This is a genomic window from Bacillus sp. FSL M8-0166, assembly GCF_038008825.1.
In the GTDB taxonomy this organism is placed as follows: Bacteria; Bacillota; Bacilli; order Bacillales; family Bacillaceae; genus Bacillus; species Bacillus safensis.
The window spans coordinates 2,943,280-2,961,968 of record NZ_JBBOZZ010000001.1; the positions used below are offsets into that span (position 1 = coordinate 2,943,280).

An 18,689-nucleotide genomic window follows, 5' to 3' on the forward strand; every position below is an offset into this window, starting at 1 on the left:
TAGTTGACCGTATCAAAAAAAAATGTAAAATCATCTTAAAGTCCTCTTTTTTGAAAATAATAATAACATGACATATCAATCAACGATAAAATGCTCGAAAAAGCGGAATGTACTGGGGGGTATCAATTGATTATTTCGAAAGTAATTAATAATAATGTTGTCAGTGCATATGATGACGAGCAGCATGAGCTGGTCATTATGGGCAGAGGGATCGCGTTTCAAAAGAAAAGTGGAGACCCGATTGACGAAGAACGTATCGAAAAAGTATTTTCTATTCAAAATAAAGATATATCAGAAAAATTCAAAACCCTGCTTTATGATATTCCAATTGAGTATATGCAAGTGTGTGAGGCGATTATTGAGCATGCGAGAACAACCCTTAACAAAAATTTAAATGACAGCATCTATGTGACGCTGACGGATCATATCACCTTTGCCATTGAACGTCATCAAAAAGGAATGGACATCAAAAATGCCTTGCTCTGGGAAATCAAACGGCTGTATAAAGATGAGTTCAGATGCGGTTTAGAAGCTATTCGGATCATTGAGAACAATCTCAACATCCATCTTCCTGAGGATGAAGCCGGCTTTATTGCCATGCATATTGTCAATGCAGAGCTCAATGAAGAAATGCCAAACGTTATTCAAATCACCAAACTCATTCAAGACATTTTAAACATCGTTAAGTATCACTTTCAAATTGATTTGGACGAGGAATCATTAAATTATTTCCGTTTTGTTACGCATTTGAAGTTTTTCGGGCAGCGTCTGTTTAACGAAACACAAATGGAAAATCAAAATGAATTTCTGTATGAAGTGGTAAAAGAGAAAAACACCGCAGCTTTTCAGTGCGCAGAAAAAATTAACAATTATGTTCAAAAAGAATACAACCGAAGTCTCATAGAAGATGAAATGCTATATTTAACTTTGCATATAGACAGAGTAATAAAAAGAAAATAAATTTAAAAAGAAAGCGTTGACATCACAAAATTAACATGATAATTTATAACTATAAACTAAATAACCCACAATCTTTTAGGATTGTTACTGGTCAAGCAGGCAAAACCTAAATCATTGTCCCTATCTTTGATAAGGCATGATTTAGGTTTTTTTATATCTAAAGACTTATAAAAATTAAATAACGATCAATCGCTATGAAGGATTGTTACTGGTTAAGCAGGCAAAACCTAAATATCGATTAATGTCTGAATTGCTATATCTCGGACATTAATGGATGTTTAGGTTTTTTCTATATCAAGATTAAATCAACGATTGGAGGGTAATACAATGAACCACAAACAAACAGCAAAAGAAGTGCTAGAACTTGTCGGCGGTGAAAAGAATGTTAAGCACGTCACGCATTGTATGACAAGACTTCGCTTCAACTTATACGATGAAAGCAAGGCAGATAAAGAGAAGCTGCAATCAACAGACGGCGTCATGGGCGTGAATCAAAGCGGAGGTCAATATCATGTCATTATCGGCAATGATGTCTCAAATGTCTATCAAGAGATGATTGCTGACTCAGGTCTATCAACTGATGTAAAGTCAAGCGGTACAGAAGAAGCGTCAAAACAAAATGTGATATCAAAGCTTTTCGATTTTATCTCTGGTGTCTTCACACCGATTCTTCCGGCAATCGCTGGAGCCGGTATGATCAAAGGAATTTTGGCACTGATGCTCACGTTCCAGTGGATATCAGATAAAAGCAGCACGTATGCCATTTTAACAGCTATCGGAGACGGAGCCTTTTACTTCTTACCGATTCTACTAGCTGTAAGCGTAGCCAAAAAAATTGGCACAAATCAGTATATCGCGGCTGCCATTGCAGCAGCAGCACTGCACCCGCAGTTAACCGCTTTACTGGGCGCAGGAAATACAGAATTTCTAGGCTTGCCAGTGGTTGCCGTTGTGTACTCTTCATCGGTGATTCCAATTCTACTCACCATCTGGCTCGGCTCATATGTTGAAAGATTCGCAGAAAAATATAGTCCGAAATCATTAAAGATCATCCTTGTTCCAACGGTCACACTTCTTGTCGTTGTACCAATTATGCTCATCGCGGTTGGACCGCTTGGCGGGATTATCGGAAATGGCCTTTCAGGTGGAATTGATTTATTGTTTAAACATGCAGGTATTTTGGCAGGACTCTTGATCGGCGGATTCATGTCACCATTGATCATTACGGGCATGCACTATGCACTACTTCCAATCATGATCAACAACATTACGTTAAACGGTTTTGACTACATTCTTCCAATGATGTTTGTAGCGAATATGGCACAAGCAGGCGCAGCATTCGGTGTCTTCTTAAGATCAAAAAACAAAACATTCAAATCATTGGCGATGTCTACAAGTATCACAGCCTTAATGGGTATTACTGAACCTGCTATGTATGGTGTGAACATGCGATTGAAAAAACCGTTCCTTGCAGCCCTCATTGGTGCAGCAGCAGGCGGCGTGTTCATGTCAATCTTTAAAGTAAAATCATATGTGATATCTGGATCAGCAGGCCTCCCAGGTCTCCCAACATTCATTGGACCAACATTTGTCTACTCAATCATCGGTTTAGTGATCGCCTTTGTCGTAGCAACGATCATGACACTTGTTCTAGGATTCAAAGATGTACCAGTGAAAGATGATACAAAAGCAGACAAACCAGAAGATAAGAAAGACACAGCAGCACTTCAAAATGAAGTGGTACAAAGCCCGCTTGAAGGTCAACTAAAGCCGCTCAATCAAGTAAATGATGCAACATTCTCTAATGAAATCATGGGAAAAGGTGCAGCCATTGTACCAACAGTTGGGCGTGTTGTAGCACCGTTCAACGGCAAGGTTGAAACCATTTTCCACACAAAACATGCCATTGGTTTGAAGAGTGAACAAGGTACAGAACTTCTCATTCATGTCGGGATTGACACGGTAAAACTTGACGGAAAGTATTTTACAAGTCATGTGCAGTCTGGTGATCTTGTTAAAGCAGGAGATGTGCTCGTTGAATTTGATATCAAGGGTATCCAGCAAGAAGGCTATGATGTGACCACACCTGTTATTGTTACCAACACAAACGATTTTGCACAAGTTGATGCGAAAACAGATGGAGCGATTACAGTGAAAGAGACACTGCTTACAGTCAGTGTAGAAGAAAAAGAGGAGGGTATTCAACATGAACAAGTTAGAAAAAACATTTCCTAAAGGTTTCTTATGGGGCGGCGCTGTTGCAGCCAACCAAGTTGAAGGCGCATATAATAAAGATGGAAAAGGCTTATCGACAGCTGATGTATCGCCAAATGGTATTATGCACCCATTCGATGAATCAATGAAAGACCTTAACTTATATCATGATGCAATCGATTTCTACCATCGCTATAAAGAAGATATTGCACTCTTTGCAGAAATGGGATTCAAGTGCTTCAGACTATCCATTTCTTGGCCGCGTATTTTCCCAAATGGCGACGATGCGGAACCGAATGAAGCAGGCCTCGCTTTTTATGAAAAAGTATTTGATGAACTGCATAAGCACGGAATTGAGCCAGTTGTCACAATCTCTCACTATGAAATGCCGCTCGCACTTGTGAAAAACTACGGCGGATGGAGAAACCGTAAGCTTGTGGATCTTTATGAAACATACGCGAAAACATTGTTCACTCGCTTTAAAGATAAAGTGAAATATTGGATGACCTTTAATGAAATCAACGTTGTATTACATGCGCCTTTCACTGGCGGCGGACTTGTATTTGAAGAGGGTGATGACGAGAAAAGCATTCAATATCAAGCAGCGCATCACCAATTTGTTGCAAGTGCTTTAGCTGTCAAAGCAGGACACGAAATCATTCCTGATGCGAAAATCGGCTGTATGATTGCAGCGATGACAACTTATCCGTACAGCTCAAGACCAGAAGATATGTTTGCTGCAATTGAGCAAGACCGTAAAACATTGTTCTTCTCAGATGTACAGGCAAGAGGTTATTACCCAGGTTACATGAAACGTTATTTCCTTGAAAATGACATCAACATTGAGTTCCAAGACGGGGACGAAGACATTTTAAGAAACCATACAGTTGACTATATTGGCTTCAGTTATTATATGAGCTTTGTGACAAGTACAGATCCAGAGATTCTTGGACAAGTGACTGGTGGTAACTTATTTGAAGGCGTGAAAAACCCTTATCTAGAAGCAAGTGATTGGGGCTGGCAAATTGATCCGAAAGGGCTTCGTACGACACTGAATCAGCTGTATGACCGCTACCAAAAGCCATTATTTATCGTAGAAAATGGATTGGGTGCTGTCGATCAAGTAGAAGAAGACGGATCAATTCAAGACGATTACCGAATTGATTACCTCAGAAGCCATTTGCTAGAGGCGAGAGAAGCCATCGCAGACGGAGTAGACCTAATCGGTTATACAAGCTGGGGCCCAATTGACCTTGTCAGCGCATCAACGGCTGAAATGAAAAAACGCTACGGCTTCATTTATGTTGACCGTGATAATGAAGGAAACGGTACATTAGATAGAAAGAAAAAGAAAAGCTTCGATTGGTATAAACAAGTGATTGCGACGAATGGTGAACATTTGGATGCATAAAAGAAAAAGACAAACCGCTCATACTGCGGTTTGTCTTTTTTTCGTCTCTGGGGGACTACGAAGTCCACACTTGATCTGCAATCTCAATCACATGACGCAGCTTTTCCCATTGCTGCTCTTCTGTTAACAGGTTGCCTTCCTCTGTTGAGGCGAAGCCGCATTGTGGACTCAAACAAATTTGGTTAATGTCCACATATTGAGCTGCTTCCTCAATGCGTTTTTTAATCTGTTCAACCGGCTCAAGCTCTCCGTATTTTGAAGTGACAAGGCCTAGTACGATTTGAAGATTTGGGTTCTTCACATATCGAAGGGGCTCAAATCCGCCAGAACGATCGTCGTCAAACTCTAAAAAGAGACCATCAAGATCTAAACCGGCAAAAATTGTTTCTGCCGCTGCTTCGTAACCACCTTCAGCTGCCCATGTCGATTTAAAGTTACCTCGGCAAATATGCATGGTGATCACCAAATCCTCTGGGCGGTCGACAACAGCTTCATTGATTGTCTTCGCAAACGATTCACGAAGTTCATCTTCTTCACGGCCAAAGGCTTTGATTTGTTCGTGGCCTTTTTCAGAAAAGAACACCGCCCATGCTGTATCGTCCAGCTGCAAGTAGCGGCAGCCTACATCATAAAAAGCACGGATGGCTTTCTTATACGCCTGTGCCACATCATGGTGGAATTCCTCTAAGCTGTCATACACCCCTTCTTCAAGCTTTCCACGGAAAAAGAGCATATTCGGACTTGGAATCGTCATTTTAGCCGTATGATCACCAGCGATGCTGTGAAGGAAACGGTAATCCTCCAGCATTGGATGATCTGTAAAATCGATCTTGCCTGTTACCTTGATACCTCTAGCTTTTGTCGTCGTATTATGAAATTGAATGCCCTGATCTGCTTCAAATCCTTCAACCCCATCGAGTCCTTCAAGAAAGTCAAAATGCCACCATGCACGTCTGAATTCGCCATCTGTGACAACCTCTAACCCAATTTCTTTTTGTTTCTCTACAATACGTGTAATTTCTTCGTTTTCAATTTGTCGGAGCTGCTCTGCTGTCAGCGTACCGTCTGCTTTTTTCTTGCGTGCTTCCTTGATGCGCTCTGAACGAAGTAAACTTCCTACTTGATCTGCGCGGAATGGCGGTTTCGTTGTTTTCTTTCCAATGGTTTGTACTTGTGTCATGCTGAATCCCTTCTTTCTTCAGGTTAAAAAATCAAATAAAAAAGCTCTTCCTTGGATAAGGAAGAGCATCATATACTGTGAGAACTCTGCCTTATCTTCAAACAAGCATCTGCTTGCTTAAGGAATTAGCACCATTCTGTTCCTAGGAACAGCGGTTGCCGGGTTTCACAGGGCCAGTCCCTCCACCACTCTTAATAAGGTTACCTTTTGATTCAATTTTCTTAATAAACACAATTATTCAACCTTTTGAGGGAAAAGTCAATGGTTTTTACAATTTAATTTCTTACATGAACAAATCAGCAACAAGAACACCAGCTAGTCCGACAAGTGAAAGCACGGTGACCATCAATGTCCACGTTTTAAAGGTTTGAGCCATCGACAGGTTAAAGTATTCTTTATAAATCCAGAAACCCGCATCATTCACATGAGAGAATGTAATACTGCCGGCACCTGTTGCGATCACCATTAATTCAGGGCTGACACCCGTTAGGCCAATCAGTGGTGCAGAAATGCCAGCCGCCGTGAGACCGGCGACAGTGGCTGATCCTAAAGAGACCCGAAGGACAGCAGCAATGAGCCAAGTCAGAAGCAGGGGAGAAAGTGTGCTTCCTTGCATGATCCCTGCAATGTATTGATCGACGCCGCTATCAATGAGCACTTGTTTAAAGGCGCCGCCGCCTGCAATAATTAATAGAATCATAGCAATAGAGCCGATAGAATCCGTGATGGACTTCATCACATCCTGCATGCTCTTTCCTCTTCCAAGCCCAAACGTGTAGATGGCAAGCAGCACTGAGATTAATAGTGCAATCGCCGGTTCGCCTAAAAACTCAGCGGTTGGCAGCAATGGGGAGGATGGGAAGAAAATTTCTAGAAATGCTCTGAATGTCATAAGTAATACAGGCAAAACAGCGGTGAAAATGCTAATGCCGAAGCTAGGCATTTCTTCTTCTGTGAATTCCTTTGGATTAAATAAGTTCTTTGGGATATGTGCGTGCAACTGATCTTTTTTAAATAGTTTCGTAAACAGAAGTCCGCCAACTAAAACAGCAGGAATCGCTAAAATAATCCCAACCAATAAGGTTTGTCCCATGTTTGCTTGAAAGACATTCGCAATGGCAGTCGGCCCTGGGTGAGGAGGGAGGAAGCCATGTGTGGTGATGAGTGCAGCGACGAGCGGCATACCCACATACAGCACAGGAAGTCTTGCAGCTTGAGCGATCGTAAAGACTAATGGAATTAAGATAATGAATCCGGTTTCATAAAATAGAGCAATTCCAATCACAAATCCAGTCAGCATCGTCGCCCATTGGATTTTTCCGATGCCAAATCGGTCAATGAGTGTCATCGCAATACGCTGAGCACCACCAGAATCAGCCATCAATTTACCAAGCATCGCTCCAAAACCGAGAACGAGTGCCAGGTGTCCGAGCGTACTGCCCAGTCCTTTTTCGACGGAAGCAATCGCTTCTAGTGGTGTCATCCCTTCTAAAACAGCAACAATTAAAGAGACAATAATCAAAGAAATGAAAGCGTTTAACTTAAAGACAACCATGAGTAAAAGCAATAACAAAACGCCAAGTCCAATAAACACTAACGACATGATCTTTCCTCCTTTGTGATGCATAAGGGGGCGCAAACACCCCCTATGCCTTATCCTTCAAGTATGTCTACAGCTTCTTTTAACGTATCCTTTGACCCAACATTTCCCGGGAAAATCACATAAGACATGAAAGGGAATTTACTTTCTTCTCCTGTTTGCCAAACGGGGATACCTGGTTTGATTTGACCTGCCACGGTCGCACGTTTCACGCTAAGTCCTCTTGTCCCAATATCGCTGGAGGTAATTCCACCTTTGGCAATGAGATACTTAGGACGAATGGTGAGGCGCTGGACAATACTTGTCACAGCATCACTAATCTGTACAGAGAGCTTTAATTCTTCCTCTTGACGATCATCCCCAAGATCAAGCCGTTCTCTTCTTGTATAAACAGCCACAGATTGACCTGCTGCCAACATTGCTTCAGTTTGCTGAATGACGCGGTCAATTTCTTCGAGAAAGGCTTCAGGCTCTAACACGAGGTGGGTATTAAATTCAATAAAAGCCATCTCTTTATTTTGTTGCAGCGCTTTTAATTGTTCTGTTGTTTTTTTCACATGAGAACCGATCATAATGAGACCACCATGCGGGCTTTCTTCTTGTATCAAGTCATCTCTTGTTAATAAGGCTTGATTCCCTATACCGCCAAGTACTTTTGTGAGCGCCGCTGCACTTCTGAACATCAGCTGCTGTCCTGCTCGAATGGCTTCAATAAGAGCGGTGACAAAGACTTTGACATCATCATAGTCCACCGCGTTTACAACCACTTTTTTGAAATCCTTCACACCCATGAGCTGATGTTTTATTTGATCAATGCGTAAAGCCCGCAGATCAGCTAACGAAATGTAGGTAGTGTTCTTTTTTGTGAACATTCCTTCTGACTTTTCTTCAATCCATTCTCCAAGATGAGATGATTGAAAGCCGAATGTACGGTCTCTTGCAAATTCTGTGTCACCAGCAGGAACTAATTCGTGTCCTTCCTGTACGTAATGAATATTGTCGATCGTAAAGCGTCCACCTTCTTGGAAAAAAGGAAGAAGGATTTCACCATCGAACTGGCGGGAGCTTTGATGTTCAATGGTCTTTTTGAGTACTTCAGTTTCAAGCGGAAAGTGTCCGCGAAGAGTAGAATCCCCTCGGCTGACAATGATGAAGTCCTGATTAAGCCGTTCAGCCACCTTTACAATGGTTGCAGCGATTGTTTCGTGCGCAGCGGCAGTTTCTTTCTCAGTCATACTGCGAGAATTGGTCAAAATAAAGAACATGCGGCTGTCTTCAAGAAAACCAGCTTCCATGCTTTCTTCTGACCAATCGGTGAAAACAGAGACGCCATGTACGGTTTGAATCCCTGTTGGATCATCGTCTAATACAATAACTTTATGCTGAAAGCTGCTCAGTGCTTGTTCGTATGCTGATTGAATGGCCTTTGAATCTGCTTTCGGAATGGCATTCAGTATGTCAGTGCTTTGTTTCATGACCATCTCATCCTTTCTTTACTTCGACATGAGCCATTTTTTCGTAATATTGAACGATGCCGCCATGATCAAGCCCGGATTTTCCGTCCGCTTTGAGGGCGTGGAAGATTTCAAGCAGCTGACTAGAAAGTGGGAGAGGAACACCGATATCATGAGCCGTTTCCATGACGTTGGTTAAATCCTTCAAGTTGATGTCGATGCGTCCGCCAGGTTCAAAATTTCGTTCTAAGATGAGAGGGACCTTTGCATCGAGAACGGCGCTCCCTGCCAGCCCGCCGCGGATCGCTTCATACATTTTATCAATGGCAATGCCTGATTTAGCGGCTAGAACGAGCGCCTCAGACATGGCGGCAATATTTAAGTTGACGATGATTTGATTGGCTAGCTTCGCTGTTGTCCCGCTTCCATTTGCCCCAACTAATACGACCTCAGTGCCCATCGCAAGAAGGGCATCCTTCACTTGCTCAAAGATGGATTCTTCGCCGCCAGCCATGATGGCAAGTGTTCCATCTATTGCCTTCGGTTCTCCGCCGCTGACAGGTGCATCGATAAATTCCACCTGATGCTGTTTGGCAAGAGCAGCTAAAGCCCTGGAGGTTACAGGAGAAATTGAGCTCATATCTACGATGACAGTGCCAGGTGCGGCTGTAGTTAAAATGCCATGATCACCTGAAACGACTGCCTCTACATGCTCTCCTTTAGGAAGCATTGTGATGATGATATCGCTTTCAGAAGCTGCCTCAGCTGCTGAAGCAGCACCTTTTGCTCCGGCTTCTTGTAACGATCGAATCGCTTCCTCATTTAGGTCAAAAACCGTTAAAGTATGACCGGCTTTTAATAGATTGATTGCCATAGGTTTTCCCATAATACCTAGTCCAATGAATCCAATCTTCTTTGTCACATTGTCCGCCTCCTATATAGAAAACCCTTACAAAAAGCGCTTTCTTTTTTGTTTGTTAGTATATATACTATCTATCAAATATAATAGTAGGAAATAAACTATCGCTCATTTAATGTACATGACGTGATAGGAACGTGTCAACGGAAAATATGATAAAAGTCACAAAAAAAGACCGGAATCAGCTCCGGTCTTTTGCGTTTATGTTTTATTTTTAGCTACAGCTAATCGAGATTGTTTCACGTTTTCAATGGCATTTGATCCTAGCTCTAAAACAGCAGCGACGTATAGTACATCAATGATCACAAGCTGGTTGATACGGGAGATCATGGAGTCCGATCGATAGGTTGTCTCTCTGGAAGAGCTAAGCAGATGAAAGTCAGACTGCTTTGCGAGCTCAGATTTCGGATAGCTGGTGATAGAAGCAACCTTTGCCCCTTTTTCTTTTGCAAACTGTACGGCGTCAAGAATTTCTCTGCTCTCTCCTGAATGGGAGATTGCGACGATAAAATCGTATTCCGTGGCGTGTGTTGCAATCATATTCATCATATGCGGATCACTGCATAAGCTCACTTCAAAACCAAGCTGCAGGAACTTATGATAAGCATCTCCAGCAATAAAGCTGGACGCACCTGCTCCAAAAAAGACGGTTTTATGTGCCTGTTTCATGTGTTCAATGAATTGTGTGACGGCATGATCCTCTAAAATATGCTTCATATCTTGAATAGAGTTTGTTGTTAACTCTATGACCTTATGTTTAATGTCAGCTACACTATCGGTTGCCTCGATCTCGCCGTATATGGATTGAGGGGTATTGGTCGCGATATCCTGTGCGACATGGACACGAAACACTTGATACGATTCATAGCCAATTTTCCTTAGAAACCGAAAGATCGTCGTTTCACTTGTGCTGCATTCAGCAGCGAGTGCACTTATAGAATGAAGCACAACTTTCTGAGGGTTTTGTAAAATGTAATTGGCAATCTTTTTCTGGGTTGGGGACAAACTATGAAACGTCGTCCGAATGTGACTAAAAATATTCTCTTCTATGATAAACACCACACTTCATCTAGCATTCTACATTAAGCATACAGGAACTTATGAAAACGGTAAACAAACCCGAGGTGGAAAAAGGAAGAATAATATGGAAAAAACACTTCTTTTGGTTCTTTTGTCATGGTATACTCATTTGGTAATAGACAAAAATGGGGGTTTTTACTATGACAATGAAAAAAGGCCTAACGATCAGCCTGCTCATTTTCTCACTGATTGTTTCCTTGTTTGCGCCAATTGGATCTGCGGATGCCAAACAAGCAAAAAAAGCAAAAGTAAGTACACACTATTATAAAAAGAAAAAAACGTTCAAATATGCACAGGTGAAGAACCTAAGCAAGGCGCATATGAAAACCATCAATCGTGATTTAAAAGAAGATATCGCCTTCTCCTATTCTACTTACTTGTTCTTAAAGGACGAAGCGAAAAAAGAAGGCTTTGGGAAGATCACGTACGAGAGATCGTTTAAAACGAAATTTAACAATGGGAAGAAATTAAGTATTTTAAACTATGATTACATGAATGATGGTGGAATGCACGGAGACACGATGGTTTCCAGCATGAACTATGTGTTAACAAAGAAAAAAACAAAGCAGCTGTTCTTGACAGATGTTGTGAAAACAAAGAAAAAGCGTACGAAAGTAAGAGATTATATTTATAACTACACAAAGAAACATAAAAGCAAATTCTATGCGAACCTGAAAAAAAGTGACATTGAAATCAACTACAACACGCAGTATTACTTCACGAAAAAGGGAATCGCTGTTGTCTTCCAGCCATATGAAATTTCACCTTACTATGTAGGAATTCCTATGATTCAAGTTCCTGCGAAGGTATATAAATAAAAAGAAAAACGACCACCGATTCTGGTCGTTTTTTGTTGTTTATTCAAACAAAAAGAGCCCCTCATGAGGCTCTTTTATTTGGATTTATACTTGTTTAGGTGCATCGTTTAGTGGGTGACGGCGTTTTCCGTTGTAGTGGCGGCGCATACGAAAGATTTCAAACTCCGAAAGCTCTGCGCTTTTTCTTTTTTGGGTGCGGTTATCTTTTTTGAAAGAGAATAGTAAGTAGCAGCAAAGTGAAGCGATAATCAATAAAATCATCATATGACATTCCTCCAATTCATCCTATTCTTTAAGTGTAGACAGGGTGAGTGATGTTTATAACTGAAAATAAGCAGCAGAATCAGTTTAGTTCTTAAGGTTCATTCTATCTGCTATTTTGGGTCTAAAATACTGGTTGTTTTTAACTATTATATTTCCAGTTATTTCACTCGTCAAGAAGAATTTTTTCTGGGGTTGTCTCTATTAGTACGAATAAGTGTCATAAAAGTTTCAGAAAATTGTAAACTTTTATTAAAAAACCGTTCCCGAACAGGAACGGTTGTAAACATGTCTATGCTTTTTCTTCAAATAAACGGGCAATTTCAACGATGACTTCGGTTGCTTTTACCATGTTTTCAACGGAAATAAATTCATATTTACCGTGGAAGTTTTCTCCTCCAGTAAAGATGTTTGGCGTTGGGAGACCTTTATATGAAAGCTGGGAGCCGTCTGTGCCGCCGCGGATTGGTTCAATGACAGGTGTTACTGAGCGGTTTTCCATAGCTTCATGAGCAATGTCTACAATATGTTTTACCGGCTCAATTTTTTCTCTCATATTATAATACTGATCCTGAATGCTAAGGGTGATGCTGTTTTCTCCGTAGGTGGCTTTTAAGTCATTTGCTATTTTTTCAAACAGTGCCTTGCGATTGTTGAATTTCTCTTTATCAAAATCACGGATAATATATTGCAGCTCAGCCTCTTCTACTTCCCCTACAAATTTCGTCAGGTGGAAAAAGCCTTCGTAGCCTTCTGTATATTCTGGAGATTCGTCAGAAGGCAGTTTGTTGTGAAAGAGCATCCCAATTTTCGCAGCGCTGACCATTTTGTCCTTTGCTGTTCCTGGGTGGACGTTGTTTCCTTTAATAGATACTTTCGCGCCCGCTGCGTTGAAGCTTTCATATTGCAGCTCGCCAAGCGGTCCGCCGTCAATTGTGTACGCATAGGAAGCACCAAAGGCATCAACATCAAACTTGTGCGGCCCTCTGCCAATCTCTTCATCTGGCGTAAAAGCGACGCGGATTTTTCCATGCTTGATGTCTGGGTGTTCGATGAGGTAATGCATAGCTGTCATAATTTCTGCGATACCTGCTTTGTTATCTGCACCAAGCAGGGTTGTGCCATCTGTTGTGATCAGCGTATGTCCTTGGTACTTTTGTAAATTTGGAAACTGTTGTGGAGATAAAACGATATGTAGATCTTCATTTAAGGTAATGTTGCCGCCTTGATAGTTCTCATGAAGCTGCGGTTTTACATTTTTGCCGGTGAAGTCAGTGGCTGTGTCAATATGAGCCAGGAAGCCGATGGTCGGCACGTCTTTGTCTGTGTTAGACGGGATTGTTCCCATGACATAGCCGTTTTCATCCATAGTCACTTCTTGAATCCCAATGGATTTCATCTCTTCAACAAGCTGTCTCGCTAGGTTCAATTGTCCTTCAGTAGATGGGCAGCTTTCCTTTTCTGCATCCGACTGCGTATCTACCTTCACATAACTTGTGAAACGCTGAATCATTTCCTCTTTCATCTATACGTCACTCCTTTTGTAGAATACGTCCATTTTATCACGTCTTGAATGCGCTTCATAACAAGAAAGGCTTTCTCTGGCAATTAGAGAGGAAAAAGGCCTACTTTCATTAGGTAATGTGTTGAATGGTTCTTTAGGGTGATTTTTTTGGGTGTCTTTTTATTTATAATGAGGACATATAAAATCATCCATTTGTACGTTAAATTGGGAGAAAGGGGTGCGAAAGTTGGATTCTAGTCAAACGCTGGCACTCGCTCAAAAGTTTCAGGAAGCGGCCGATGAGATTCGGCAGTCCAAGCAGCTGCTGGAAAATCGGCTGAAGGCAGTAGGATCAGGCTGGCAGGGAGAAGCAAGGAATAAATTTGATCAAAGCTTTGAAGAAACAACGGCACGCTATGATCAATTTGAAAAGGATTTGCTTGAAACAAGTCAGGAACTGCGGGATGCAGCGGTCAAAATTGAAGAGCGTAAAGCTGAAATTGCCAGAATGGAAGAGCTTGAGCGAAAGAGACGAGAAGAACGGAGAGAAAGAAACCGAGAAGGGAGATGATGTGATGGCACGTGACATTGTGGTTGATCCAGATCAGCTGACAGGGCTGGCGAATGATTTTGTAGGCGAGCTGTCAGCCATTGAAACGAAGCACCGCGATTTACATAGTGAACTGGACGGTCTGATTTTAGGCTGCGATCCTCGGTATAGAAGCTGTTTTTCTGGTGTCGGGGATGCATGGGGAGCAGGACAAGCATTAATCAGCAAATTGAGCAGTGATGATATTGCGATTCGTCATGCAACGGATAAAATGGTTGAAGCAGATGATATATTGCGGAAAATGTACAGCATCTATGATCAATATGGTACACTCACGAGTTTAGCTGGTATCGTGATGATGCAGGCGAAATATTACGGGCTTGGGATGACAACCTTCATTAAAGAGAATGGCCGATATGCAGCGCAGCATTCAAAGCTGCTGCTTGATCTGACCAGCCGGGTAGAAGGAACGAGATTTGACCGGTTAGCAAGGATTTGGCTGAGTAAAAAAGAATTATTAAAACGATCGAACTGGCCGATGGCTGACTTGGTCCATAAGAAATTCACAAAATTTTATCCTGACGATACAGTTGCGTTCACAAACAGTGTCCGTGATTTTACAAAAGGAAGTATTAATTGGAAGGACACGGCTGCTATTAAGTCTGTTCTGAAAAATGGTGCAAGATTTGCAAAAGGAAATGCCATCATTGCAACGGTTGTCACTGGTGCAACAGAAACGGTAGGCTGTGGATTGAAAATTGCCGAGAACTATGCAGAATTCGGTGATCAGCCAGAAGTCCTTAAGCGTGAAAATGCAAAGGCTGTTGGAAATGCAGTGAACAATACGGTCTTTATCGCTGGCGGTTCTGTCGCAGGTGCCGTTGTCGGGGGCGCTCTTGGAAGTTTTGCAGGTCCGATTGGAACTGTTGTTGGCGGAGCCATTGGTTCAGCAGTAGGTGGATTTATTGGAGAAAAAGTCGCCAAGCTGACATCCGGTTTTGCTGAACAGGTTGCAGTGAAATTAAAGGACCCGATTCATGCGGTCGTGGATAAAGGGAAAAAAGCATTCGAACTGGCGGGTCAAGGTGTGAAAGCAGTCAATGATACCATTGATCAGGCAAATCAGGTGATACATAAAGGGATAGAAAAAACAAAAGAAACCGCAGATTCGCTCATAAAGGGTGCAGGCGATTTCTTTAAGGGTGCATTTTCTTTTGGATAAGGAGAGATCAAGTTGGATCAGCTAAGTCTAAGTATTGAGGAACTCATCTTTAGTTTTTACAGTGAAGGCTATTTTGAACAAGGTATGTCCTTAAAGGAGGCCTATTATCCTGAAGTAGAGGACGAGCGCTTGGGGTTTTTATTTGAAATTGCGTGCCGCTCTTTGCTTGCAAAAGGTGTACTGGAATTTCGAAACAGACAATACCGTTATAAAGCGGAATACCGTCATTTCATCCAGGCGATGAATGATGCCTCTCACACGATCAAGGCATCTAAATTTGGAGACACAGATGAAGAAGTCAGCACCTCTTTTCACACAACACAGGCGGGTGTATATGCGCATCATACGCTTTATGATCAACAAGTGCATCAGATTCGCAAACTGAGCGGGGATCAGCAGGCAGAGGAGCAAGTGACAGCCTTTTTCAACATACAGATGAATGATCACCCTGAACCTGTCATCAGCCTGCAGGCAGAGGAATTTGAAATGCTGTTAGAGCAAGCAAGCAAAGCGAAAAATGAATGGCCATCCTTCCTGAATGAAGCAGAGAATCAAGAGCTCGTGAAGGCATTTGTGTCTGATATACAGACGAGAAAAGGAAAGATGGATTCCCTCATGAAGGTCGTCTATGACAAAAATAATACGCCGGATGTGGAGTCCATGATATTTGTGATTCCAGGTGAGAACCAATCGTGGCTTGTATCAGGATTAAAAGAAAATCGATTTCGCATTGAGACGGCTCATCGAGACGGGTTACGTTCTATATTCTAATGGAGAAAAGGAGAATGACGCTTGAATCCAAGTGAAGTAATAGAAGTAAGGAGCAGACCTTTTTTAAGAGTATGGGCATTCTTAGCAACGGGCGGCTTCGGTATCATCGGTATTTGGTTATTTTCAGAAGCCCTTACATTTGAATCGAACTATACATTGTTTTTATTTTTAGGCGGGCTATTAGGTATTGTCTATGGCTGGATCTCCTTTTTGATGATTTTGCCGGCTTTTACGAAGAGGGGAAATGTGATTTTTCGCATTCAGCGCGGGGAGAATGGCGCTGTGCTGCATCGGGAGCGAACGATCCCTTTTCAAGATATTCAATCAATTGACATGCGCAGGCATCGTTACAGTATAAGAGGATTTCTTTTCATGGATGTGCTTATTCGGAAAGTAGATGGGAAATTGATCAAAATTCCGGCGTACAGCATTTTAGATGAAGAAGTATTTGAGCAAACTGTCAAACAGGAGATCTATCCATATTTACATCAGACAGCCCAAGAAAATTGGAGACAGCAGCATGGCCAGGGAGAAGAGAAGACCGACTAAGCTGTTTTTGTCAGAATTCTATAGGGTGAGGTGCCACTTTTTCGAAAAAATCGTGTATGATGTCAGTAAAGACTGAACACTCGGAGAGGTGATGAGAGATGGATAAAGAGATGGTAATCGACCTCGTCACAGAACAAATGGCACGGATTCGAAAAGAAAAGAATTATACGCAGGATCGCATGGCGGAGGTACTTGGTCTATCGAAACGGCATTTACAGCAGGTTGAAAAGAACAGGCTGCGTCTCAATTGGACGCAATCCGCAGCCGTATGTGCATTATTCAGAGATAGTGATATTCTGAAAGGGACACTAGGGGATGACCCGCTTGAGATTCTGGAAGTTGTGGCACATGATGAATTACATCTATCAGTTGAGCGTACGATTGGCGGAAAGGTTTGGTGGAGGACGTCTGTCAAAAAAGGCACATTTCGCCTTCAGCAAAATGTACTTAGTCAGCATTACCGCATCTTAGATGAGGAGAATTATCGCTATTATAGTTCGTTTAATAAAGAAGAAGCGAAGCGGCGGCTAGAGGAATTAAGCCGGCTGTCTTCTCCATATTGATCAAAAGCTGATTGGAAAAGGAAAGAGAGGCACTTGTTTATAAGGTGCCTCTCTTTTCTGTGTTTATACTTTTAGAGTGTTTTTCGCCCGAATAAAGGCAACAAGCTGTTTGATTTCTTCATCATTTAGGGGAACGCCGTCTACATGAATGGTTCCTTCTTTTGCTTCCGTCAGTTCAATTTTGATATCAGAGATTTTGCGTTGTATCTCTGGCTCGTCCGTTCTACCAAGTAAAAAATCAATGGACGTATCATACAAATCAGCCAGCAGCTTCACTGCTTCAAGCGAAGGTCGTCGGTACCCAGATTCGTAACCGGCATAGGTGCTTTTGGCGATACCTAGGCGATCTGCCGTATGCTGGAGAGACCATTTTTTCTTTTTTCTAAGGGTGGTTAAACGATCGAGTATCATACATGAACGCTCCTTTATTTACAACAACAGTATATCATATTTTGACATAGAATGTACGCGTTATGCGTAACAATTTCTTGATTAATTCGCGTTATGTGACTATAATGGCAATGAAGGTACGCGTAAAGCGTATATTATAGAATAGCACAAGCTAGCTTATAATATGTGTGACAAACGAAGTAATTTTACGAAAGAGGTGGACCTGTTGAAGAAATTATTGCTTTTAACGACTGGTGGGACGATTGCATCTGTAGAGAGTGAAAATGGTTTAGCTCCAGGTGTTAAAGCTGAGGATCTTTTGAGCTATTTAAACGAAATTAATGCAGAATATACAATGGACACAAAGTCCCTAATGAGTATAGATAGTACAAATATGCAGCCTGAATACTGGGTTGATATCGCAACAGCCATTTATGAGAATTATGATCAGTATGACGGGTTTGTCGTTACTCACGGAACCGATACAATGGCCTATACATCAGCAGCGCTGTCTTATATGCTGCAAAATCCTGATAAGCCGATCGTGATTACAGGTTCACAAATTCCGATTACTTTTAAGAAAACAGATGCGAAGAAAAACATCACAGATGCGATTCGCTTTGCATGTGACGGTGTTGGCGGCGTGTATGTCGTGTTTGATGGCAGGGTCATTCAAGGAACACGTGCGATCAAACTAAGAACGAAAAGCTACGATGCATTTGAAAGCATTAACTACCCATATATTGCATCAATTGAAAACCATCAAATTGAATACAATAGCAAAGTAAAAAGAACACCAATGAAACCGCTTAAATTAGATGCATCCTTGAACACAGATGTGTGTCTGTTAAAATTGCACCCAGGCCTGAAGCCTGAGTTTTTAGATGCAGTCAAAAGCATGTACAAAGGCGTCGTCATTGAAAGCTACGGCAGCGGCGGGATTCCTTTCGAAGGAAGAAACCTTTTAGAAAAGATTAACGAACTGCTGGAAGAAGGCATTTCTGTTGTCATCACCACTCAGTGTCTTGAAGAAGGAGAAGACATGAGTGTGTATGAGGTAGGACGCAAGATCAATCAAGAATTGGTGGCACGTTCAAGAAATATGAATACAGAAGCTATCGTGCCGAAACTGATGTGGGCACTAGGCAAAACAACAGATCCAAGAGAAGTCAAAAAGATTATGGAAACGCCAATCGCAGAAGATTTAGTGATTTAACTATTCTATAGAAAGCAGGTCATAAGA

The 18,689-nt window shown here is 41.8% G+C and carries 18 protein-coding genes and 1 riboswitch; of the genes, 10 read left to right on the top strand and 8 right to left on the bottom strand.

The window, feature by feature from the left end:
* Positions 1 to 126: 126 nt before the first annotated feature.
* The 3 genes from licT (at position 127) to NSS92_RS15215 (ending at position 4,585) form a co-directional block, all read left to right on the top strand.
* Positions 127 to 960, top strand: a complete 834-nt coding sequence (gene licT, locus NSS92_RS15205; RefSeq protein WP_340868986.1) for a BglG family transcription antiterminator LicT — start codon at positions 127 to 129, stop codon at positions 958 to 960.
* A gap of 327 nt (positions 961 to 1,287) precedes the next feature.
* Positions 1,288 to 3,195: a beta-glucoside-specific PTS transporter subunit IIABC gene (locus tag NSS92_RS15210; RefSeq protein ID WP_340868988.1), complete on the top strand. Its 1,908-nt coding sequence runs from the start codon at positions 1,288 to 1,290 to the stop codon at positions 3,193 to 3,195.
* Positions 3,167 to 4,585 (top strand): glycoside hydrolase family 1 protein, encoded by a 1,419-nt coding sequence (locus NSS92_RS15215; RefSeq protein ID WP_340868990.1) that lies wholly within the window; start codon positions 3,167 to 3,169, stop codon positions 4,583 to 4,585. The genes NSS92_RS15210 and NSS92_RS15215 overlap by 29 nt, the downstream gene beginning before the upstream one ends.
* 55 nt (positions 4,586 to 4,640) lie before the next feature.
* Here the strand turns inward: NSS92_RS15215 and NSS92_RS15220 are convergent, their stop codons facing one another.
* From NSS92_RS15220 to NSS92_RS15240, 5 genes are all read right to left on the bottom strand, one after another.
* A complete protein-coding gene (locus tag NSS92_RS15220; RefSeq protein ID WP_340868992.1) occupies positions 4,641 to 5,765 on the bottom strand; it encodes a 5-methyltetrahydropteroyltriglutamate--homocysteine S-methyltransferase in 1,125 nt (374 codons plus the stop codon).
* 88 nt (positions 5,766 to 5,853) lie between these two features.
* Positions 5,854 to 5,966, bottom strand: a riboswitch (SAM riboswitch).
* Positions 5,967 to 6,048: 82 nt separating this feature from the next.
* Positions 6,049 to 7,368, bottom strand: a complete 1,320-nt coding sequence (locus NSS92_RS15225; protein ID WP_024423918.1) for a gluconate:H+ symporter — start codon at positions 7,366 to 7,368, stop codon at positions 6,049 to 6,051.
* A gap of 50 nt (positions 7,369 to 7,418) precedes the next feature.
* Positions 7,419 to 8,840 (bottom strand): four-carbon acid sugar kinase family protein, encoded by a 1,422-nt coding sequence (locus NSS92_RS15230; protein ID WP_340868996.1) that lies wholly within the window; start codon positions 8,838 to 8,840, stop codon positions 7,419 to 7,421.
* A gap of 7 nt (positions 8,841 to 8,847) precedes the next feature.
* A complete protein-coding gene (gene garR, locus NSS92_RS15235) occupies positions 8,848 to 9,741 on the bottom strand; it encodes a 2-hydroxy-3-oxopropionate reductase (protein ID WP_340868998.1) in 894 nt (297 codons plus the stop codon).
* Positions 9,742 to 9,939: 198 nt separating this feature from the next.
* Positions 9,940 to 10,797 (bottom strand): MurR/RpiR family transcriptional regulator, encoded by an 858-nt coding sequence (locus NSS92_RS15240; protein WP_340869000.1) that lies wholly within the window; start codon positions 10,795 to 10,797, stop codon positions 9,940 to 9,942.
* A 161-nt stretch (positions 10,798 to 10,958) separates the two neighbouring features.
* On the opposite strand from NSS92_RS15240, the gene NSS92_RS15245 reads away from it, so the two are divergent.
* Positions 10,959 to 11,636 (top strand): DUF3298 and DUF4163 domain-containing protein, encoded by a 678-nt coding sequence (locus NSS92_RS15245; protein WP_340869004.1) that lies wholly within the window; start codon positions 10,959 to 10,961, stop codon positions 11,634 to 11,636.
* A gap of 84 nt (positions 11,637 to 11,720) precedes the next feature.
* On the opposite strand, the gene NSS92_RS15250 is transcribed toward NSS92_RS15245, so the two are convergent.
* Both NSS92_RS15250 and pepT read right to left on the bottom strand, forming a co-directional pair.
* A complete protein-coding gene (locus tag NSS92_RS15250; protein ID WP_008345664.1) occupies positions 11,721 to 11,900 on the bottom strand; it encodes a hypothetical protein in 180 nt (59 codons plus the stop codon).
* Between the two features lie 289 nt (positions 11,901 to 12,189).
* Positions 12,190 to 13,422 (bottom strand): peptidase T, encoded by a 1,233-nt coding sequence (gene pepT, locus NSS92_RS15255; protein WP_267586962.1) that lies wholly within the window; start codon positions 13,420 to 13,422, stop codon positions 12,190 to 12,192.
* Between the two features lie 226 nt (positions 13,423 to 13,648).
* Between pepT and NSS92_RS15260 the strand changes: the two genes are divergently transcribed.
* The 5 genes from NSS92_RS15260 (at position 13,649) to NSS92_RS15280 (ending at position 17,056) form a co-directional block, all read left to right on the top strand.
* Positions 13,649 to 13,972 carry a WXG100 family type VII secretion target gene (locus tag NSS92_RS15260; protein ID WP_034321782.1) on the top strand — a complete coding sequence of 108 codons (324 nt, stop codon included), beginning with the start codon at positions 13,649 to 13,651 and terminating at the stop codon, positions 13,970 to 13,972.
* A gap of 4 nt (positions 13,973 to 13,976) precedes the next feature.
* Entirely contained in the window at positions 13,977 to 15,173 is a 1,197-nt protein-coding gene (locus NSS92_RS15265; RefSeq protein ID WP_142946151.1) for a DUF6861 domain-containing protein, read from the top strand.
* 12 nt (positions 15,174 to 15,185) lie between these two features.
* Entirely contained in the window at positions 15,186 to 15,944 is a 759-nt protein-coding gene (locus NSS92_RS15270) for a hypothetical protein (RefSeq protein ID WP_340869006.1), read from the top strand.
* A gap of 21 nt (positions 15,945 to 15,965) precedes the next feature.
* Positions 15,966 to 16,493 carry a YfjD family protein gene (locus tag NSS92_RS15275; protein ID WP_046312740.1) on the top strand — a complete coding sequence of 176 codons (528 nt, stop codon included), beginning with the start codon at positions 15,966 to 15,968 and terminating at the stop codon, positions 16,491 to 16,493.
* A gap of 98 nt (positions 16,494 to 16,591) precedes the next feature.
* Positions 16,592 to 17,056 carry a helix-turn-helix domain-containing protein gene (locus NSS92_RS15280; protein ID WP_251219814.1) on the top strand — a complete coding sequence of 155 codons (465 nt, stop codon included), beginning with the start codon at positions 16,592 to 16,594 and terminating at the stop codon, positions 17,054 to 17,056.
* A 63-nt stretch (positions 17,057 to 17,119) separates the two neighbouring features.
* Here NSS92_RS15280 and NSS92_RS15285 read toward each other — a convergent pair whose 3' ends face one another.
* The gene (locus NSS92_RS15285) at positions 17,120 to 17,467 is read right to left on the bottom strand and encodes a helix-turn-helix domain-containing protein (RefSeq protein ID WP_039182556.1); all 348 of its coding nucleotides are present in this window, start codon (positions 17,465 to 17,467) and stop codon (positions 17,120 to 17,122) included.
* Between the two features lie 205 nt (positions 17,468 to 17,672).
* On the opposite strand from NSS92_RS15285, the gene NSS92_RS15290 reads away from it, so the two are divergent.
* Positions 17,673 to 18,662, top strand: a complete 990-nt coding sequence (locus tag NSS92_RS15290) for an asparaginase (RefSeq protein ID WP_024427527.1) — start codon at positions 17,673 to 17,675, stop codon at positions 18,660 to 18,662.
* Positions 18,663 to 18,689: the final 27 nt, after the last annotated feature.

What these genes read in the sequence shown, in the direction of transcription:
- NSS92_RS15210 (WP_340868988.1), top strand. Translation starts at nt 1,288, where the DNA reads ATGAACCACAAACAAACAGCAAAAGAAGTGCTAGAACTTGTCGGCGGT.
- NSS92_RS15215 (WP_340868990.1), top strand. Translation starts at nt 3,167, where the DNA reads ATGAACAAGTTAGAAAAAACATTTCCTAAAGGTTTCTTATGGGGCGGC.
- NSS92_RS15220 (WP_340868992.1), bottom strand. Translation starts at nt 5,765, where the DNA reads ATGACACAAGTACAAACCATTGGAAAGAAAACAACGAAACCGCCATTC.
- NSS92_RS15225 (WP_024423918.1), bottom strand. Translation starts at nt 7,368, where the DNA reads ATGTCGTTAGTGTTTATTGGACTTGGCGTTTTGTTATTGCTTTTACTC.
- NSS92_RS15230 (WP_340868996.1), bottom strand. Translation starts at nt 8,840, where the DNA reads ATGAAACAAAGCACTGACATACTGAATGCCATTCCGAAAGCAGATTCA.
- NSS92_RS15245 (WP_340869004.1), top strand. Translation starts at nt 10,959, where the DNA reads ATGACAATGAAAAAAGGCCTAACGATCAGCCTGCTCATTTTCTCACTG.
- NSS92_RS15250 (WP_008345664.1), bottom strand. Translation starts at nt 11,900, where the DNA reads ATGATGATTTTATTGATTATCGCTTCACTTTGCTGCTACTTACTATTC.
- pepT (WP_267586962.1), bottom strand. Translation starts at nt 13,422, where the DNA reads ATGAAAGAGGAAATGATTCAGCGTTTCACAAGTTATGTGAAGGTAGAT.
- NSS92_RS15265 (WP_142946151.1), top strand. Translation starts at nt 13,977, where the DNA reads ATGGCACGTGACATTGTGGTTGATCCAGATCAGCTGACAGGGCTGGCG.
- NSS92_RS15280 (WP_251219814.1), top strand. Translation starts at nt 16,592, where the DNA reads ATGGATAAAGAGATGGTAATCGACCTCGTCACAGAACAAATGGCACGG.
- NSS92_RS15285 (WP_039182556.1), bottom strand. Translation starts at nt 17,467, where the DNA reads ATGATACTCGATCGTTTAACCACCCTTAGAAAAAAGAAAAAATGGTCT.